Source organism: Aeromicrobium sp. JP4 (assembly GCF_054957925.1).
The window spans coordinates 1,120,683-1,138,105 of sequence record NZ_CM143290.1 but is presented as its reverse complement, the minus strand read 5'-3'; the positions used below and the strand labels follow the sequence as shown (position 1 = coordinate 1,138,105).

Annotated in this window: 14 protein-coding genes; 11 read left to right on the top strand and 3 right to left on the bottom strand. The window is 71.6% G+C overall.

Annotated features, from left to right (window positions below; genetic code table 11):
• Positions 1–64: 64 nt before the first annotated feature.
• Genes ACY1JX_RS05560 through ACY1JX_RS05550 form a run of 3 tightly spaced genes read left to right on the top strand, consistent with a single transcriptional unit; the run spans position 65 to position 4,180 of the window.
• Entirely contained in the window at positions 65–1,810 is a 1,746-nt protein-coding gene (locus tag ACY1JX_RS05560; protein ID WP_462565483.1) for an Ig-like domain repeat protein, read from the top strand.
• A gap of 38 nt (positions 1,811–1,848) precedes the next feature.
• Positions 1,849–3,780, top strand: coding sequence for a TIGR03960 family B12-binding radical SAM protein (locus ACY1JX_RS05555; protein WP_181755183.1), 1,932 nt, complete (start codon positions 1,849–1,851; stop codon positions 3,778–3,780).
• Position 3,781: 1 nt separating this feature from the next.
• A complete protein-coding gene (locus ACY1JX_RS05550; protein ID WP_462565482.1) occupies positions 3,782–4,180 on the top strand; it encodes a hypothetical protein in 399 nt (132 codons plus the stop codon).
• A gap of 16 nt (positions 4,181–4,196) precedes the next feature.
• Here the strand turns inward: ACY1JX_RS05550 and ACY1JX_RS05545 are convergent, their stop codons facing one another.
• The 3 genes from ACY1JX_RS05545 to ACY1JX_RS05535 all read right to left on the bottom strand — a co-directional run bounded on the left by ACY1JX_RS05545 (position 4,197) and on the right by ACY1JX_RS05535 (position 7,090).
• Complete coding sequence (locus tag ACY1JX_RS05545; protein WP_462565481.1) at positions 4,197–4,835, bottom strand: hypothetical protein; 639 nt, start codon at positions 4,833–4,835, stop codon at positions 4,197–4,199.
• A 240-nt stretch (positions 4,836–5,075) separates the two neighbouring features.
• The gene (locus tag ACY1JX_RS05540) at positions 5,076–6,275 is read right to left on the bottom strand and encodes an MFS transporter (protein WP_462565480.1); all 1,200 of its coding nucleotides are present in this window, start codon (positions 6,273–6,275) and stop codon (positions 5,076–5,078) included.
• 2 nt (positions 6,276–6,277) lie between these two features.
• On the bottom strand, positions 6,278–7,090 hold the full coding sequence (locus tag ACY1JX_RS05535; protein WP_462565479.1) for a CAP domain-containing protein: 813 nt from the start codon (positions 7,088–7,090) through the stop codon (positions 6,278–6,280).
• Positions 7,091–7,154: 64 nt separating this feature from the next.
• On the opposite strand from ACY1JX_RS05535, the gene ACY1JX_RS05530 reads away from it, so the two are divergent.
• The 8 genes from ACY1JX_RS05530 to ACY1JX_RS05495 all read left to right on the top strand — a co-directional run bounded on the left by ACY1JX_RS05530 (position 7,155) and on the right by ACY1JX_RS05495 (position 17,412).
• Complete coding sequence (locus ACY1JX_RS05530) at positions 7,155–7,931, top strand: TIGR03936 family radical SAM-associated protein (RefSeq protein WP_462565478.1); 777 nt, start codon at positions 7,155–7,157, stop codon at positions 7,929–7,931.
• A 134-nt stretch (positions 7,932–8,065) separates the two neighbouring features.
• A complete protein-coding gene (locus ACY1JX_RS05525; protein ID WP_462565477.1) occupies positions 8,066–10,348 on the top strand; it encodes an Rne/Rng family ribonuclease in 2,283 nt (760 codons plus the stop codon).
• A gap of 97 nt (positions 10,349–10,445) precedes the next feature.
• Positions 10,446–10,751, top strand: coding sequence for a 50S ribosomal protein L21 (gene rplU / locus ACY1JX_RS05520; protein WP_078701245.1), 306 nt, complete (start codon positions 10,446–10,448; stop codon positions 10,749–10,751).
• 12 nt (positions 10,752–10,763) lie between these two features.
• A complete protein-coding gene (gene rpmA, locus ACY1JX_RS05515) occupies positions 10,764–11,018 on the top strand; it encodes a 50S ribosomal protein L27 (protein ID WP_181755190.1) in 255 nt (84 codons plus the stop codon).
• A gap of 82 nt (positions 11,019–11,100) precedes the next feature.
• Positions 11,101–12,681 (top strand): GTPase ObgE, encoded by a 1,581-nt coding sequence (obgE, locus tag ACY1JX_RS05510; RefSeq protein ID WP_462565476.1) that lies wholly within the window; start codon positions 11,101–11,103, stop codon positions 12,679–12,681.
• The gene (gene proB, locus ACY1JX_RS05505) at positions 12,678–13,763 is read left to right on the top strand and encodes a glutamate 5-kinase (RefSeq protein WP_181755192.1); all 1,086 of its coding nucleotides are present in this window, start codon (positions 12,678–12,680) and stop codon (positions 13,761–13,763) included. The genes obgE and proB overlap by 4 nt, the downstream gene beginning before the upstream one ends.
• A 62-nt stretch (positions 13,764–13,825) precedes the next feature.
• A complete protein-coding gene (locus ACY1JX_RS05500; protein WP_462565475.1) occupies positions 13,826–16,816 on the top strand; it encodes a hypothetical protein in 2,991 nt (996 codons plus the stop codon).
• Positions 16,817–16,872: 56 nt separating this feature from the next.
• Positions 16,873–17,412 carry a QsdR family transcriptional regulator gene (locus tag ACY1JX_RS05495; protein ID WP_181755194.1) on the top strand — a complete coding sequence of 180 codons (540 nt, stop codon included), beginning with the start codon at positions 16,873–16,875 and terminating at the stop codon, positions 17,410–17,412.
• The last annotated feature ends 11 nt before the right edge of the window (positions 17,413–17,423 follow it).

Genomic DNA, 17,423 nt, shown 5'->3' with positions numbered 1-17,423 from the left:
CAGATGAACCCTAAAGTTCAACTTTAAGTTCATTTCGGCGTGTCGGTGTCGTAAACTGTCGGCCATGCGTCGTTTGGGACTGGTGGGACTCGTGTGCCTTTTCGTGGTGTCGGGGCTCTCGGCCACCACCACGTCGGCCCAGGCGTTCACCCTGATCTGCACGGCCAAGACCAAGGCGCAGGTCGCCAAGTGCGACACCTCCGGATACGCCGACGTCATGCACCTCATGCACTGGCGGATGTACGCCGGGCACAACTGCACGAACTACGCCGCGTACCGGATGAAGAGGGCCGGCGTCCCCGAGCCGCGGATCCTCATGGGCAACGCGCGCGACTGGCACACCAACGCCAAGAAGCTGGGCTACCCCGTCGACAACCGTCCCGCCGTCGGGGCCATCGCCCAGTGGTCGAAGGCCGCCAGCCACGTCGCCTACGTCGAGCAGGTCGGCTCGGGCTTCCTCGTGCTGTCCGAGGACAGCTACACCTCCAAGACGTACCGCCGGTACCGGGTCAACACGGGTGACTCCTGGTACCCCGAGCGGTTCATCCACTTCAAGGACCAGAAGGCGCCGGTCGCGCCCGCGCCCGTCGAGCCGTCGCCCACGCCTGCCCCCGCGCCCGCGGTGGCGTCGGCCGTCTCCGTCTCGGGCCCGGCGAAGGTCAGCACCCGGATCCAGCCGAAGGTCACGGTGCGCGTGAAGGCCTCCAAGGGCGTCGTGCCGGAGGGCCGGGTGCGGCTGCGTCGCGGTGGCGTGACGGTCAAGACCGTCACGCTCAAGCCGGGTCACGCAGGATCCCTCGCGGTGACGCTCCCGCGGATGAAGCGGGGCAAGCAGTGGGTCTCCGCCGTGTTCGACGGCAACACCAAGGTCCGCAAGTCGACCAGCCGCACGATCAAGGTCGTCGTCACGAATCCCCCGAAGGTGGTGTCGGCGAAGACCACGATCACCCTGCCGTCGACGACCGTCGCCGCGGGCTCGCGTCCGGTCGCCACGGTCGCCGTGACGCCGTCCGACGGCCGCACCACGACCAACGCGGTCTCGGTGTACGTCGACGACCGGCGCATCGCGTCGCCGGTGCTCACCAAGGCTCGCCGGGGCAAGGTCTCGGTGCGCCTGCCGGCGCTCACCGCCGGCCGACACACGATCCGGGCCACCTACTGGGGCTCCAAGACCGTGAAGCGCTCCAAGGCCCGGACCACGGCGTTCTCGGTCGTCGAGCCCACCACGGTGTCCGCCGCGGTGGCGAAGCCGACGGTGCGCTCGACGGAGCCGGCGCAGGTCGTCGCCACCGTGGACACCGCACGCCGCGTCGCCCCCACCACGGGTGAGGTCTGGGTGCTTGCCGACGGCGCGAAGGTGGCCGCAGCGACCCTGACACCCGCGGCCCGCGGCACCCTCACGATCCCCGTGCCGGGCCTGGCGCCCGGGACGCGGAGGATCTCGGTGGAGTACCGCGGAGCCGCCTACCAGCTCGCGTCGACCAGCGCCGAGGTCCCGCTCGTCGTCCAGGAGGCCACGACCACGGCCACCGCGCTGTCGGCCACCTCGGTGAAGTCGACCGCGCAGGCGAAGCTGACGATCACGGTCCTGTCGGCCCGCAAGGCCGGGATCACGTCCGGCTCGGTCGTCGTGATGGACGGGACGAAGCGGATCGCGACCGCCACGCTCACGCCCGCCTCGAAGGGCAAGGTCGTCGTGACGCTGCCGAGGCTCGCGGTCGGCAAGCACGCGATCACGGCCTCGTTCGGCGGCACCGGGCTGATGGAGCCGTCGGCCAGCGGCGCGCGCACGCTGACCGTCACGAAGTAGCGTCCGGCGCACTGCCCGCGGCCACGTACGCTGGTGCCATGCCTGTCGACTCCGTCTACCCCCGGCTCGAGCCGCTGCTCGCGGGGGTCTCCAAGCCCATCCAGTACATCGGCGGCGAACTGAACTCGACCGTCAAGGACTGGGACGAGGCCGACGTCCGCTGGGCGCTGATGTACCCGGACGCGTACGAGGTCGGCCTGCCCAACCAGGGCGTCCAGATCCTCTACGAGGTCCTCAACGAGCGTGACGGCATCCTCGCCGAGCGCACGTACGCGGTCATGCCCGACATGGAGGCCGTGCTCCGCGAGCACGACATCCCGCAGTTCACCGTGGACGCGCACCGCCCGGTCGGGGCGTTCGACCTGTTCGGGCTGAGCTTCTCCACCGAGCTCGGCTACACGAACATGCTGACCGCGCTCGACCTGGCCGGGATCCCGCTGCACGCCGTCGACCGCGACGACTCGCACCCGATCGTGCTGGCGGGCGGGCACAGCGCCTTCAACCCCGAGCCGATCGCCGACTTCGTCGACGCCGCCGTGATGGGCGACGGCGAGGAGGTCGTGCTCGCGATCAGCGAGGTCGTGCGCGAGTGGAAGGCCGAGGGCCGTCCCGGGGGCCGCGACGAGGTGCTCGCCCGCCTGGCCGCGTCCGGGGGCGTCTACGTGCCGAAGTTCTACGACGTCTCCTACCGCCCCGACGGCCAGATCGGCGCGATCGCGCCGAACCGTCCCGGGGTCCCGGTGCGGGTCGCGAAGCACACGCTGATGGACCTCGACAGCTGGCCGTACCCGAAGAAGCCGCTCGTGCCGCTCGCCGAGACGGTGCACGAGCGCTTCAGCGTGGAGATCTTCCGCGGCTGCACGCGCGGCTGCCGCTTCTGCCAGGCGGGCATGATCACGCGCCCGGTCCGCGAGCGCTCGATCCAGACGATCGGGCAGATGGTCGACAACGGCCTGAAGGAGTCCGGCTTCGAGGAGGTCGGCCTGCTGAGCCTCTCCAGTGCCGACCACTCCGAGATCGGCGAGGTCGCCAAGCAGCTCGGCGACCGCTACGAGGGCACGAACACGTCGCTCTCGCTACCGTCGACCCGCGTGGACGCCTTCAACATCACGCTGGCCAACGAGTTCAGCCGCAACGGCCGCCGCTCGGGCCTCACGTTCGCGCCCGAGGGCGGCAGCGACCGCCTCCGCAAGGTCATCAACAAGATGGTCAGCGAGGACGACCTGATCCGCACCGTCTCAGCCGCGTTCTCGCACGGCTGGCGCCAGGTGAAGCTCTACTTCATGTGCGGCCTGCCCACCGAGACCGACGAGGACGTCCTCCAGATCGGCGAGCTCGCGAAGCGCGTCATCGACACCGGCCGCGAGGTCTCGGGTCGCCGCGACATCCGGTGCACCGTGTCGATCGGCGGCTTCGTCCCCAAGCCGCACACGCCGTTCCAGTGGGCCGCGCAGCTCGACCACGAGACCACCGACGAGCGCCTGCGCAAGCTGCGGGCCTCGGTGCAGTCCGACAAGCGCTACGGCAAGGCGATCGGCTTCCGCTACCACGACGGCAAGCCGGGCATCGTCGAAGGACTCCTCTCGCGCGGCGACCGCCGCGTGGGGCAGATCATCGAGGCGGTGTGGCGCGACGGCGGTCGCTTCGACGGCTGGAGCGAGCACTTCAGCTACGACCGCTGGGCGCAGAAGTCGGCCGAGGTGCTCACGCCGCTGGGCGTCGACCTCGACTGGTTCACCACGCGCGAGCGCGACCACGACGAGGTGCTGCCGTGGGACCACATGGACTCCGGCCTCGACCGCGAGTGGCTGTGGGAGGACTGGCAGGACTCCATCGACCCCGACGGCGCCGCCGAGGTCGAGGACTGCCGCTGGACGCCGTGCTTCGACTGCGGCGTGTGTCCTGAGATGGATCTGGAGATCCAGATCGGCCCGACCGGGCAGAAGCTCCTGCCCCTGTCGGTGGTCTGAGATGGGGAAGCAGTCGCCGCGCCAGTCGCTGGCGTTCGCCGCCCTCACCGGCATGGCGTCGATCGTGCCCGTCGGACGCGCCTCACGCGGCGTCAGGCTCGGCGTCGGGGCCGCGTCGGGCGCTCTGGCCGGCGGGGCGACCTACGTCGCCCTGACCCGTCCCGACGTCATCGCCGCCTCGCGCGAGCCGGTGCCGGCGCCGCAGTCGGGCGCGGTCGGCGTGGGCGTGGGCGCCCTGGTTGCAGGAACGATGGTCGCGGGGTTCGCGATCGACCGCGCGTTCGAGCAGGCGCTCGTCCGCCGGAACGTCCCGCATCCCCGCCTGGTGCTCGGCGTCGCCGGGGCCGTGCTGTCCTACGCGCTCGACGTGATCGACCGCCGGTTCGACACGCCCGACTGACCGAACCGACGCTCCGTCAGCGGCGGACCGCCGCCGACGTACGGCTCCACGTGGTACCCGAGCCGCTGTAGGCGAAGCGGTACTGGAACTTTTTGGTGGCTTTCGCCGTCGCCGTGGCCCGCCCCGTGGAGGACGTGCGAACGTTCTTGATCGTTTTCCACTGTCCACGCCCGTTCGATGGGCGGCGCTGAAGCTTGACGGGTGCTTTCTTCATGGCCTTCCACTGTGAGGCACCGACGTTGTAGTGGGTCAGCTTCGTCGAGAGAGTTCGCGTCCTGCCGGACGTCCTGCCGGTGGGTCGGGACAGGCGAGCGTCCTGCTTCACGAGGAATGATGCCTGCGAACGATCGCGGAGGTCGCCTTCGCGATAGTCCGTGTCGGTGATCCACATCTCCAGGTAGGAGTCCCAGTGGGACGTCTCGACCGTGTAGCTCCACTCGACATCACTGGGACCGGCTCGGAATCGCCCAAGTCCCTCATACGGGCACCACAGGTGCTCCACGGTCAATGGCGCGGAGGAGTCGTAGAGGAAGTCGAAGGTCTCGCCGACGTAGCGAGAGCCCTTCCAGATCTCGACCTCGGCGGCGATTCGTTCGAGGTGTCCGCCGTTGTGATGCATCTTCAGCCGTGCGGTCCTGCAGGCACCGGAGTTCACCCGGAGATCTTGGGCACTGAGCCACACGTCGCTGACGTCGCTCGACTCATCGGCATGCGCCACGGACGGCAACAGCGCGATGAGGAGGGCAGCAGCGGCGGCGGCGACGCCGCCGGTGAGGCGACGGGTCGTGGTGTTCACGCGGTTCCTTCGGGAGAGATGATGGGTGAACGGCGAGTGCGTCCACGAAGGGGACGGACGAACTGGCCGACCATGACGCCACTGCGAACCCGGACCGACCTAGCGCAGGGTGTCCTCGAGCATCCGCGGACGGCTGATCACGATGCCCGCCGTGGTGATCACCACGGTCGAGGCGATGAGGGCGATGAGGGGTGCGTCCCACGAGCCGGTGGCGTCGTGGAGGGCGCCGACGCCGAAGGGACCGAGTCCCGCCAGGAGGTAGCCGAGCCCCTGCGTCAGCAGGGACAGTGCCGTCGTGGCGGCGGGCGTGCGGGTGCGCTTGCCGATCATCGCCAGGACCCACGTGAAGGCGCCGCCGCCGAGCCCGAGCAGCACCGACCAGAGCACCGGGAGACTCGCCGGCGCCAGCAGCACGCCGAGCCATCCCGCGGCCGTGACGGTGCCGAAGAACAGCGGCAGCACGGGCGTGTCGCCCGTCCGGGCCATGAGCCACGGCAGCGCCAGCGTCAGAGGGATCCCGACGCCCGTGATGACGCCGAGCAGGACGCCGGCCTGGTGCTCGCCGACGCCTCCGTCGATAAGGATCTCGGGGTACCAGCCGAACTGCGCGTAGGCCCCGGCCGACTGGGCGCCGAAGCACGCGACCATCGCCCATGCCAGGGGTGAGCGGACGATCTCCCTCATCGGCAGACGGTCGCCCGTGGCGGGGCCGGTGTGGACGTCGTGCCGCAGCAGGGTCAGCCACGGCAGGACTGTGAGGGCGGCGAGCAGGGCCCACGCCGCCAGCCCGGGGCGCCACCCACCGAGCGCCTCGCTGAGGGGGACGGTGGTGATCGACGCGATCGTGGCGCCCGCCATGATCGCGGCCCCGTAGAGGGCGCTGATCAGCGGGATGCGATCGGGGAAGTGGACCTTCGCCAGGGGCGGCAGGATGACGTTGCCGACGGCGGCGCCGGCCAGGGCGATGGCCGTCGTGCTGAGGAACAGCACCGTGTCGTCGAGCAGGGTCCGGGCGACGAGTCCGGCGGCGAGCAGGGCCAGCAGGGCCACGGTGGCGTGGTGCAGCCCGAACCGGCGGACGAGACCGCCCGAGCTGAAGCCGATCACCGCGAAGCACAGCACCGGGAGGGTCGTCAGCACTCCCGCGGTGGTCGGAGTCATGGAGAGGTCCTGACGCACCTCGGGCAGGACGACGCCGAGGCTCGCGACGACGACGCGCAGGTTCAGGGCGAGCAGGACGATGGCCGCGCCGACGAGCCAGCGGCCGCCGGTGGTCGGCGTGGTGGGGGAGGAGCTCACGGTCAGCGCGGCGTCCCGAAGTCCTGGACCCAGTACGTCCCGTACCGGGTGTCGCCCGTGGCGTAGCCGACGCCGAGCTCGGTGAACGGGCCCATGATGTTCCTGCAGTGGCCCGGGCTCGCCAGCCACGCGTCGACGACCTGCTTCGCCGAGTCCTGGCCGGCGGCGATGTTCTCGCCGAGCCGGGACCAGTCGTACCCCTGCGCGTCGACGCGGTCGCTCAGGTCGGATCCGTTCGACCCGGTGTGGCTGAAGAAGTCGTGGGTCGCCATGTCGACGGCGTGCCGTCGCGCGGCGGCCGACAGGCGCGACTCGAGGCGCACGGGACCGCGGGCGGCGAACGACTCCGAGCCGCACGAGCGCGCCGTCGAGCGAGCCTGGTTCACGCGCGACAGGATCTCCTTCGACCGCGCGTCGGGGCTCCACGGAGCGCGGACGGTGACGGTCCTGACCCGGGTGTTGACGGCGCGCAGCCGACCCTTCGCCGCGACGCGGACGCGCAGCTTCGTCGCCGCGCCCGCCTTCGTGCCGAGGCGATGGGTGAGGACGACCCGGCCGTACCTGGTCGTGCGGGCGCGGTCGGCGCGCACCCACCGGCCGCCGACGTGCCGCTGCAGCGAGACGACGCGCCGCGCCGACGCCCTGCCCCTGACGGTGACCTTGACCGCGAGCCGCACCGTGGCGCCGGGCGCGGCGGTCTGACTCGCCGTGCTGAAGCCCGCGACCTTGGTGGGAACCGTCGCCGCGGCTCCTGCGGGGGCACTGCCCAGGACCAGCGCGGAGGCGGTCAGGAGCAGGGCGATCGTGTGACGCATGGGACCAACGGTAGCGGCGCGGACGGGCCCGCGGCCCCCGGACGGACCGCCGTACGCTGGTGGGGTGACCAACGACGGCAGCAGGACCCTGGAAGGCACCCCGAACCCGGAGGCCCCGAACCCGCAGCTGCCGATCGTGCAGAAGCTGCGCCTGAGGTACGCCAAGCGGGGCCGGATGCGGTTCACGAGCCACCGCGACTTCGCCCGCGCCTTCGAACGGGCCATCCGCCGCGCCGGCCTGCCGATCGGGCACTCCTCGGGCTACACCCCGCACCCGAAGATCTCCTACGCGGGCGCCTCGCCGACCGGCGCCGCGAGCGAGGCCGAGTTCGCCGAGATCGGGCTGACGCGGCCCATGGAGCCGGCCGAGGTCCGCGACGCCCTCGACGCGGCGCTGCCGGACGGTCTCGACGTCGTCGACGTGGTCGTGTCGCCCGGTGGAGCGCTGGCCGACCTGCTCGAGGCGAGCCGGTGGTCCATCGAGCTGCCCGAGGTCTCTCCCGAGGCCGCCAGGGCCGCGGTCGAGGCCTTTCTCGCCCGCGACGAGGTGCTCGTCGAGCGCATGATGAAGCGGGGTCTGCGCACCTTCGACTGCCGCGCCGCCGTGGTCCGTCTGGACGTCGATGACCGGACCGGCGCGCAGGGGTGTGCGATACTGGACGTGGTCGTACGCCATGACACCCCGTCGGTACGACCGGACGACGTGATCACCGGACTGCGCACCCTGTGCGGCCTGCCGATCGAGAAGGCGCCGCTGGCGACCCGCTCGAGCCAAGGGCCGCTGGATGTTCGGACCGGTACGGTCGGCGATCCGCTCGCCACCGGCCGCGACGCACCGTGAGGTGTCGACCGCGGCAGGTCGGGTGGAGAGTCGAGTGACAGGCCTAAGCGCCGTCCTGAGACAGACTTGAGGTCCCACGGGACCATTGACCAGCCCGGTGGGTGGCTGCGCCGCTGCCGGGCGAAGGGGAGCACATGCTCGATCCGAACGACGCGGCCGACACGCCCGAGACTCCCACCGACGACGCCTCCGAGGCGCCGCTGGTCACCACCACCCGCACGCGCCGCCGCGCCGCGGGTCGTCCCGCCGGCCCGCCGGCGGCGGTGTTCGCCCCGCCCGTCGAGGAGGCCCCCGAGCCCGACCCGGTGACCGACGAGGACGAGGACGCCGACGACGAGCAGGACGAGGCCACCGAGGTCGCGCCCAGGGTCTCCACGCTGCCCCCGGTCGGTGCGATGTTCCAGGCGCCGCCGGCCGAGCTGGCGCCCCCGCGCGAGCGCAAGCGGGTCGAGCCGCAGGACGACGCCGACGGCGACCAGGACGACGACGAGGACGGCTCCGGCGACGACGACGGGGGCGAGGGCGGACGCCGCCGGCGCCGCCGCGGAGGACGCCGCCGCCGCAAGAGCGACCAGGACAACGGCGACGACGAGGGCGAGTCCGGCTCCGACGAGTCCGACTCCGAGTCCGGCGACGACGACCAGTCCAGCTCCGGCTCCACCACCACCCGTCGTCGCCGCCGCCGTGCGCGCGCCGGCGAGGGTGCCGAGGGTTCGCCCGACGACCCCGAGAACACCGTCGTCAAGGTGCGTGAGGGCCGTACTGCCGAGGACGAGATCACCGGCGTCACCGGCTCCACCCGCCTCGAGGCCAAGAAGCAGCGCCGCCGCGAGGGCCGCGAGGCCGGCCGCCGCCGGGCGCCCATCGTCAGCGAGGCCGAGTTCCTGGCCCGCCGCGAGGCCGTCGACCGCGAGATGGTCGTGCGCCAGCGCGACGACTACACGCAGATCGCGGTGCTCGAGGACGGCGTCCTCGTGGAGCACTACGTCGCCCGCGAGTCCCAGACGTCGCTGATCGGCAACGTCTACCTGGGCAAGGTGCAGAACGTGCTGCCCAGCATGGAGGCGGCGTTCGTCGACATCGGCGCGGGCCGCAACGCGGTCATCTACGCCGGCGAGGTCGACTGGTCGAACATCCAGAACGGCAAGCAGCGCAAGATCGAGGACGCGCTCCAGCCGGGCCAGACGGTGCTCGTGCAGGTCTCCAAGGACCCGATCGGCCAGAAGGGCGCCCGGCTGACCAGCCAGGTCAGCCTGCCCGGCCGCTTCCTGGTCTACGTCCCGGGCGGCGGCAGCAACGGCATCAGCCGCAAGCTCCCCGAGAACGAGCGCGCGCGCCTCAAGGGCCTGCTCAAGGAGGCCCTGCCCGAGAGCGCCGGCGTGATCGTGCGCACCGCCGCCGAGGGCGCCACCGAGGACCAGCTGCAGCGCGACATCGCCGCGCTGACCGCACGCTGGGAGGACATCGAGAGCAAGGTGGCCGCCGGCAAGGCGCCCCAGCTGCTGTACTCCGAGCCCGACCTGATGATCAAGGTCATCCGCGACCTGTTCAACGAGGACTTCGCGTCGCTCACCATCCAGGGCGACGAGGCCTGGGACATGGTCGCCGGGTACATCGCCCACGTCGCGCCCGATCTCGAGGAGCGCGTCAAGCGCTGGCAGGGCGACGACGACATCTTCGCCGCCCGTCGCCTCGACGAGCAGATCCACAAGGCGCTGGACCGCAAGGTCCACCTGCCCTCGGGTGGCTCACTCGTCATCGACCGCACCGAGGCGATGGTCGTGGTCGACGTCAACACGGGCCGCTTCACCGGCTCGGGCGGCAACCTCGAGGAGACCGTCACCAAGAACAACCTCGAGGCGGCCGAGGAGATCGTGCGCCAGCTGCGCCTGCGCGACCTCGGCGGCATCATCGTCATCGACTTCATCGACATGGTGCTCGAGAGCAACCGCGATCTCGTGATGCGTCGCCTGGTCGAGTGCCTGGGCCGTGACCGTACGCGCCACCAGGTCGCGGAGGTCACCTCGCTGGGCCTGGTCCAGATGACGCGCAAGCGCATCGGCACCGGCCTGCTGGAGTCCTTCAGCCACGACTGCGAGGAGTGCCAGGGTCGCGGCGTCGTCATCCAGGACGCCCCCGTCGAGCCGAAGAAGGACGAGGGCCAGCGTCGCGGGCGTCGCGGCGGTCGCTCGGGCCGCGGCGGTGGCGGCAACGGTGGCAACGGAGGCGGCAACGGCAGCGGTGGCGGACGCCAGCAGCGTCAGGGCAAGGACGAGGAGTCCAGGCCCGAGCCCCAGGCCGAGGAGCCCCAGAGCGAGCAGCCTCAGGCGGAGAAGACGCCGGAACCGCAGCCCGTGACCGAGGCGCCGCAGGCCCAGGAGGCACCCGTTTTGACCGAGGACGGGGCGCCCGAGTAGAATCGACAGTCGGTGCGCTCGGCGCGCCACTCAGACTTTTTTTGCAGGACCCAGTTCAAGACCCAGTCTTTTTCAGTACAGAGTGAGGAATCCCGTGGTGTACGCAATCGTGCGCAATGGCGGCGGCCAGGCCAAGGTCGCGGTCGGCGACGTCATCTCGATCGACCAGGTCCAGGCGACCGAGGGCGACACCGTCCAGCTCGCCGCGGTCATGGTGGTCGACGGTGACCAGGTGACGGCCGGTGCCGACGCCTCCAAGGTCAAGGTCGACGCCGAGGTCATCGGTGGGCTCAAGGGCCCCAAGATCATCATCCAGAAGTACAAGAACAAGACCGGTTACAAGAAGCGCCAGGGTCACCGCCAGAAGTACACCCAGGTCAAGATCACCGGAATCTCCAAGTAAGGGACTGACGACATGGCACACAAGAAGGGCGCAGCCTCCACCAAGAACGGTCGCGACTCCAACGCCCAACGCCTCGGCGTCAAGCGTTTCGGCGGCCAGCTCGTCAACGCGGGCGAGATCATCGTCCGTCAGCGCGGCACCCACTTCCACCCCGGCTCCAACGTGGGCCGTGGCGGCGACGACACGCTCTTCGCCCTCGCCCCCGGCGCGGTCGAGTTCGGCACGAAGCGCGGCCGTCGCGTCGTGAACATCGTTCCGGGGCAGTGACGCGCAGATCTTCCTGAGGAGGGCGGTCCGCTGATGCGGGCTGCCCTCTCTCTTTTTTCCCACCCACCGTCCAGGAGAACCCATGGCGATCCCCTCGTTCGTTGACCAGGTCACCCTGCACGTGTCCGGAGGCAACGGCGGCAACGGCGTCGCCTCGGTCCACCGGGAGAAGTTCAAGCCGCTCGGCGGTCCCGACGGCGGCAACGGTGGTCACGGCGGCGACGTCATCCTCGTCGTGACGCCCGACGTCACCACGCTGATCGACTACCACCACGAGCCCCACCGCAAGGCCACCAGCGGCGCGCCCGGCGCGGGCTCGAACCGCAACGGCGCCAACGGCGAGGACCTCGTCCTCAAGGTTCCGGACGGCACCGTCGTGCGCGACGCGAACGGCGAGGTCCTGGCCGACCTGGTCGGCGCCGGCACCGAGCTCGTCATCGCGGCCGGCGGCCGCGGCGGGCTCGGCAACGCCGCGCTGGCCTCCAGCAAGCGCAAGGCCCCCGGCTTCGCGCTCAAGGGCGAGCCGGGCGAGGAGCGCACGGTCACCCTCGAGCTCAAGGTCGTGGCCGACATCGGCCTGATCGGCTTCCCCTCGGCCGGCAAGTCCAGCCTGATCGCGTCGCTGTCGCGGGCCCGTCCCAAGATCGCCGACTACCCGTTCACCACGCTGGTGCCCAACCTCGGTGTCGTGCGTGCGGGGGAGACCACGTTCACCGTGGCCGACGTCCCCGGCCTCATCGAGGGCGCCAGCGAGGGCCGCGGCCTCGGTCACGACTTCCTGCGCCACGTCGAGCGCTGTGCCGCCCTCGTGCACGTGATCGACTGCGCCACCGTCGAGCCCGGTCGCGACCCGCTCACCGACCTCGACATCATCGAGGCCGAGCTGGCCCGCTACGGCCAGTACGCCGGCGTCGACTTCTCCGACCGGCCCCGCCTCGTGGCGCTGAACAAGACCGACGTCCCCGACGCCGCCCAGATCGCCGAGTTCGTCATCGGCGAGCTGCGCGAGCGCGGCCTGCGGGTGTTCGAGGTCTCGGCCGCGAGCCACGCCGGCCTGCGCGAGCTGTCGTTCGCGATGGCCGAGATCGTCGCCGCCCGTCGCGCCGCCGAGCCCCACCGCGAGGCCACCCGCATCGTGCTGCGCCCGCCGGCGCCCTCGGGCGTGGGCCGCGAGTTCGAGGTCCGCAGGATCGACGGCCGCTGGCACGTCATCGGCGAGAAGCCCGCTCGCTGGGTGCGTCAGACCGACTTCAGCAACGACGAGGCCGTCGGCTTCCTCGCCGACCGGCTCAACCGGCTCGGCGTGGAGGACCACCTGCTGTCCCTCGGCGCGACCGCCGGCGACGACATCGTCATCGGTGCCGCCAACGAGCTCGAGCTGGGTCGCGACGAGGTCGTCTTCGACTTCGATCCCACGATCACCGCGGGCGCCGAGGTGCTCGGCCGCCGCGGCGAGGACCTGCGCCTCGACCAGAGCAACCGCCGCACGAACCAGGAGCGTCGTGAGCTGCTGGCCGCGCGCCGTGCCTGGGAGCTGGAGGCCGTCGCGCTGCGCGCCGAGGGCCGCGAGCCCGAGCCGTTCGACCCCAGCACGATCATCCCGGACTGGACGATCGGTGAGGAGTACCCCGGCGACGACGAGCTCGACGAGGACGAGCAGTGAGGGTCGTCGTCAAGGTCGGCTCGTCGTCGCTGACCACCCCCGACGGTCATCTCGACCCCGACAGGATCGGCACGGTGGTCGACGCCGTCGTCACCGTGAGGGCGCGCGGTGACGAGGTCGTCCTGGTGTCCTCGGGTGCCATCGCCGCGGGACTCGGCCCGCTGAACCTGCCGCGGCGCCCCCGCGACCTGCCCACGCAGCAGGCCGCGGCCGCCGTGGGCCAGCGCGCGCTCATCGCGCACTACTCGGAGTCGTTCGCGGCGGCCGGGCTCGTGGTGGGCCAGGTCCTGCTCACGGTCGACGACGTCAGCCGGCGCAGCCACTACCGCAACGCCCACCAGACCTTCGCGAAGCTCCTCGAGCTCGGAGTGGTGCCGGTGGTCAACGAGAACGACACCGTGGCCACGTCCGAGATCCGCTTCGGCGACAACGACCGGCTCGCCGCGCTCGTGGCGCACCTGGTGCACGCCGACGAGCTCCTGCTGCTGTCCGACGTCGACGGCCTCTACACCGGACACCCCGACCTGCCCGACTCCCGGCCCATCCGCGAGGTGCGCTCGGAGGCCGACCTCGCCGGCATCGACGTGGCCCGGGTCGGCTCGGCCGTCGGCACGGGCGGCATGGTGACCAAGCTCGAGGCTGCACGGATCGCCACGGCGGCCGGCATCCCGGTGCGGCTCACGTCGGCCGCACGTGCGGTGGAGGCCGTGGAGGGCGAGTCCGTCGGCACCCTGTTCACGCCCACCGGCAAGCGCCGCGCGGCGCGGCTCATGTGGCTCGCGCACGCCAGCGAGACCCGCGGGCGCCTCGTGCTCGACGCGGGCGCGCGACGCGCCCTGGTCGAGCGGGGTGCCTCCCTGCTGGCCGCCGGCATCGTGGCCGTCGAGGGCGACTTCGCGGCGGGCGACCCGGTCGACGTGGTCGACCCCGAGCACGTCGTGATCGCCCGCGGGCTGGTGAACTTCGACAGCGACGAGCTGCCCGAGATGTTGGGGCGCTCCACCGCCGACCTGGCGGCCGAGCTGGGTCCCGAGCGGGAGCGCGAGGTCATCCACCGCGACGACCTCATCCTCATGTCCTGAATCAGGACCCCTTGCCACGGACTCACCACCAGTGACACGGTCGAGTCACGGGAGGTGGACCGATGTCCGCACCGCAGCCCAGCAAGGTCGTCATGGAGCTGCGCGTGCACGGCGTCCGCGGCACGCCGACCGACTCGATGCTGGGCGTCCCGCCAGAGGACGTCGTCCAGGTGGCCGGCGACCGGCTCACCGGCTTCTACCGCATCGCCGGCGGCGCCGACCCGCCGCTGCGCACCCTTCCGGCAGGCCTGTCCCTCGAGGCGTACTCGTGGGGTGAGCTGACCTCGGGCGTGCGTGGGGTCCTCGGCTGGGTCACGCGCGTGCTGTGGCTCGTGCTGCTGCCCTTCGCGCTGGTCAATCTCGCGTTCTGGGCGCGCACGCAGGCCGGCGAGGACAACGGCCAGGCCCGGTGGGGCATGCGTGCGGTCCGGGTCAGCGCCGTGATCCTGACCGTGATCGCCATGCTCACCGTGAGCTTCATCGCGATCGACCTCGTCGCGTGGCAGTGCTTCCGGGCGAACGCGATCGCGTGTCCCGTGCTGCCCGACTGGATGGACCGGATCGCCGGACTGTCCGCGGGGGCGCGCATCGCCGTGATGTCGCTGGTGCCGCTCGGCGCGCTGCTGGCGCTCGTCGCCCTGTCGTTCCAGAGCCTGGCGCGGTACGAGGCCGCGGTGCACGAGACCGAGGTCACGATGACCGACGCGGAGCGGGCCGAGCCGCGCGCCAGCATCCTGGAGCACCCACTGATGTGGCGCGGGGAGCAGCGCACGCGGCGTCTGCAGCGGCTGCACATCGCCGCCGGACTGACCACGGTGGTGCTCTACACCGGGATCCACATGCTCGTCCGGGGGAGTGGGGGTTGGCTGTGGCCCACCACGCTCGCGGCCGCGCTCATCATGGTGCTCGTGGTGCTGCGCACCATGACGGTCGACGAGGACGACCTCGAGTACCGCGACGAGCCGAACCTGGGCCGGCTCACGCGCCGGGTGTTCCCGTGGACCGGACCGGGGCGCCTGATGCGACGGCTGCCGCTGGACATCCTGGCGTGGACGGCCCTGGGCGTGGTGGTGGCGCACCTGGCGGCGCTGTGGACCGCAGAGCTCTCCTTCGCCAAGCAGGAGCTCGCCTGGTACGGCTCGAACCTGTGGTTCATCGGACTCTTCGTCCTGCTCACGGTGGTCCACGTCATCGTGTTCGTGGGTGGCCGCGTGCGCCTGCGGTGGACCTTCGTGGTGGTGCTCGCGATGGTCGCGCTGGTGGTGTCGGGCTGGTTCGTCCCGGCCGGGTGGCTGGCGGTGGAGACCCTCGCGGCGTGGGGCCTGCTGCTGTTGTTCCACCGCAACCGCAGCCGGCTGGCCGGGAACCGGTGCGTCGCGTGGGGTGGTGCCGGTGCGTCCGTGATGCTGGGCGCGGCCACGATGGTGGCACTGCTGTTCACGTCCGCCGGGGCGGTCGCCGCCTCGAACTTCCTCAACGGCGACTCGCAGACCGTGGCCGACCTCATCACCGTCCGGAACGAGCGCTCGCCGGTGTCGGCACAGGGCGAGCCGCGGCTCGTCGCCGCCGGCGACGTGCGGCTCGACGGTGCCCGCGTGGTCCTGGAGAACGGCGCCGTGCGGGTCACCCACGGCACGGTCCGGACCGACGCGCTCGCACGCGAGAGCGACGGCGTGGCCTCCTACGCGACGGCGTCGACGATGGTCGACAAGGCGGTGCTGCTGCTCCCGCCGGGCACCACCACGGTGCAGCTGGTCGGGTCCTGCTTCGGTCGCGGTGACGACCCCGCCTACCCCGCGCAGGAGCCGTGCACCGGTGAGTCCAAGGGCTTCCGCACGGCGGGTGCGCTCGACGTGTCGCCCTCGTGCATCCTCGATCGAGCCCTCGTGCCGTGCCTGCGGGTCGTGGCCGCCGACGGCAGGGTGGCGCTCAAGGTCAACGACCCGCCGCAGACGCCGCTCGTCGTGCCGCAGGTGCTGGTGTGGACCCCGCTCATGCTGTCGTCGATGCTCGTCCTCGGCGGTGTGCTGACCGCGGTGATGGTGGTGCTCTACCGGACGAAGGCCGCACCGGCCATCCGCGACCTCGTCCTCGGCGACGATCCCGAGGTTCCCTCGCAGGACCGCGACGGCGTCACGGACGCTCGGGTCGCGGCCGGGCTGGCCCACCGGGTCGAGCGCCTGCTCGACGGCTCGGGCACGCTGACGACGGCTCTGGCACTGACGACGCTGGCGCTCTCCTCGGGCGGGCGAGCCCCGTGGTCGGTGTACCCGGGGCTGCGGGACGTCGCCACGATCTCGCTCTACATCGCCCTGCTGGGCAGCATCGGACTGATGATGGCCGGCGCGCGGGTGCGGCGCTCACCCACGGCCCGTCGCAACGTGGGCATCCTGTGGGACGTCACGACCTTCTGGCCGCGGGCGGCCCATCCCTTCGCGCCGCCCTGCTACGCCGAGCGCGTCGTCCCCGAGATCACGGCGCGGGCCCGCTGGGCGCTGGGGGACGACGACTCGAGCGCCGTGGTGCTGTCGGGACACAGCCAGGGCTCGCTGATCTGCGTGGCGGTGGCCTGCCGGCTCAACGGCCGGGCGAAGCAGCTGAGGCTGCTCACCTACGGCAGCCAGGTGCGCGCCATCTACGGCCGGGTCTTCCCTGCCGCGGCCGGACCCGACGCGCTGGGCTACGTCCCGACGCCGGGAGCGACGGGGCTTCGCGAGGCCTGGCCCGACGTCCCGGACGGGAGGCCGGGCGGTGAGCCGGCCGTCACCGGGCTGCGGTTCCTGCTGGCCCGACCCGAGCACTGGGTGAACCTGTTCCGGCGCGGCGACCCGCTGGGGTATCGCGTCTACTCCGACTGCGACGACCCGGTCTACGACAGGCCGACGCTCGAGGTGCGCCCGAACGGGTCGGGGGATCCCGGGTCGCTCGTGATGACCCACGGTGGCTACCAGCACTCGCCCGAGTACCGGATCGCCATCGCCCAGTGGACCGGCGAGACCGTGCACGTGCCCCCGACGGACCCGACGCTGGCGGTGCCGTTGCCCCCGGCCTGATGCACCAAATCTGAAAAACATTGCACGCGCGCCGCCCATGGGGCAGGATGCGTGACGTGGATCACACGACGCAGGCCATCGTGCGCGCGGCCCGCCACGCGCTGATCGCCGGCGAGCCCGTGGACGTCGGACGTGTGGCGGCCGAGGTCGGGGTGGACCGCAGCACCGTCTTCCGCCGCGTGGGCCGTCGTGACCGCCTCATCGCCGAGGCGCTCTGGGAGACCACCGAGAAGCTCGCGTGGCCTGCCTCCGTCGAGGCGTACCCGCCCGGCACGCCGCACCGCGCCGCCCGCGTCCTGCGGGCCTACGTGCGGTTGCTGATCGACGAGCCGTGGTTCCGCGAGTTCCTGCACCGCGATCCGGCGCGGGCCCTGCGGATCCTCACCACTGCCGAGCTGCCGACGCAGGGGCGCATGCTCGCGCTCGTGACCGGGCTGATCGCGAGCGAGCCGCCAGGACCGGTGGACCTGGCGCCCGACGCCCTGGCCTTCGTGGTGGTCCGCGTCGCGGAGTCGTTCATCTACGCCGACTTGATCACCGGGGCAGCCCCCGACGCCGATGCGGCGTACCGAGTTTTCGTCGCCCTCCTGGGGTGACCGGATGAAGG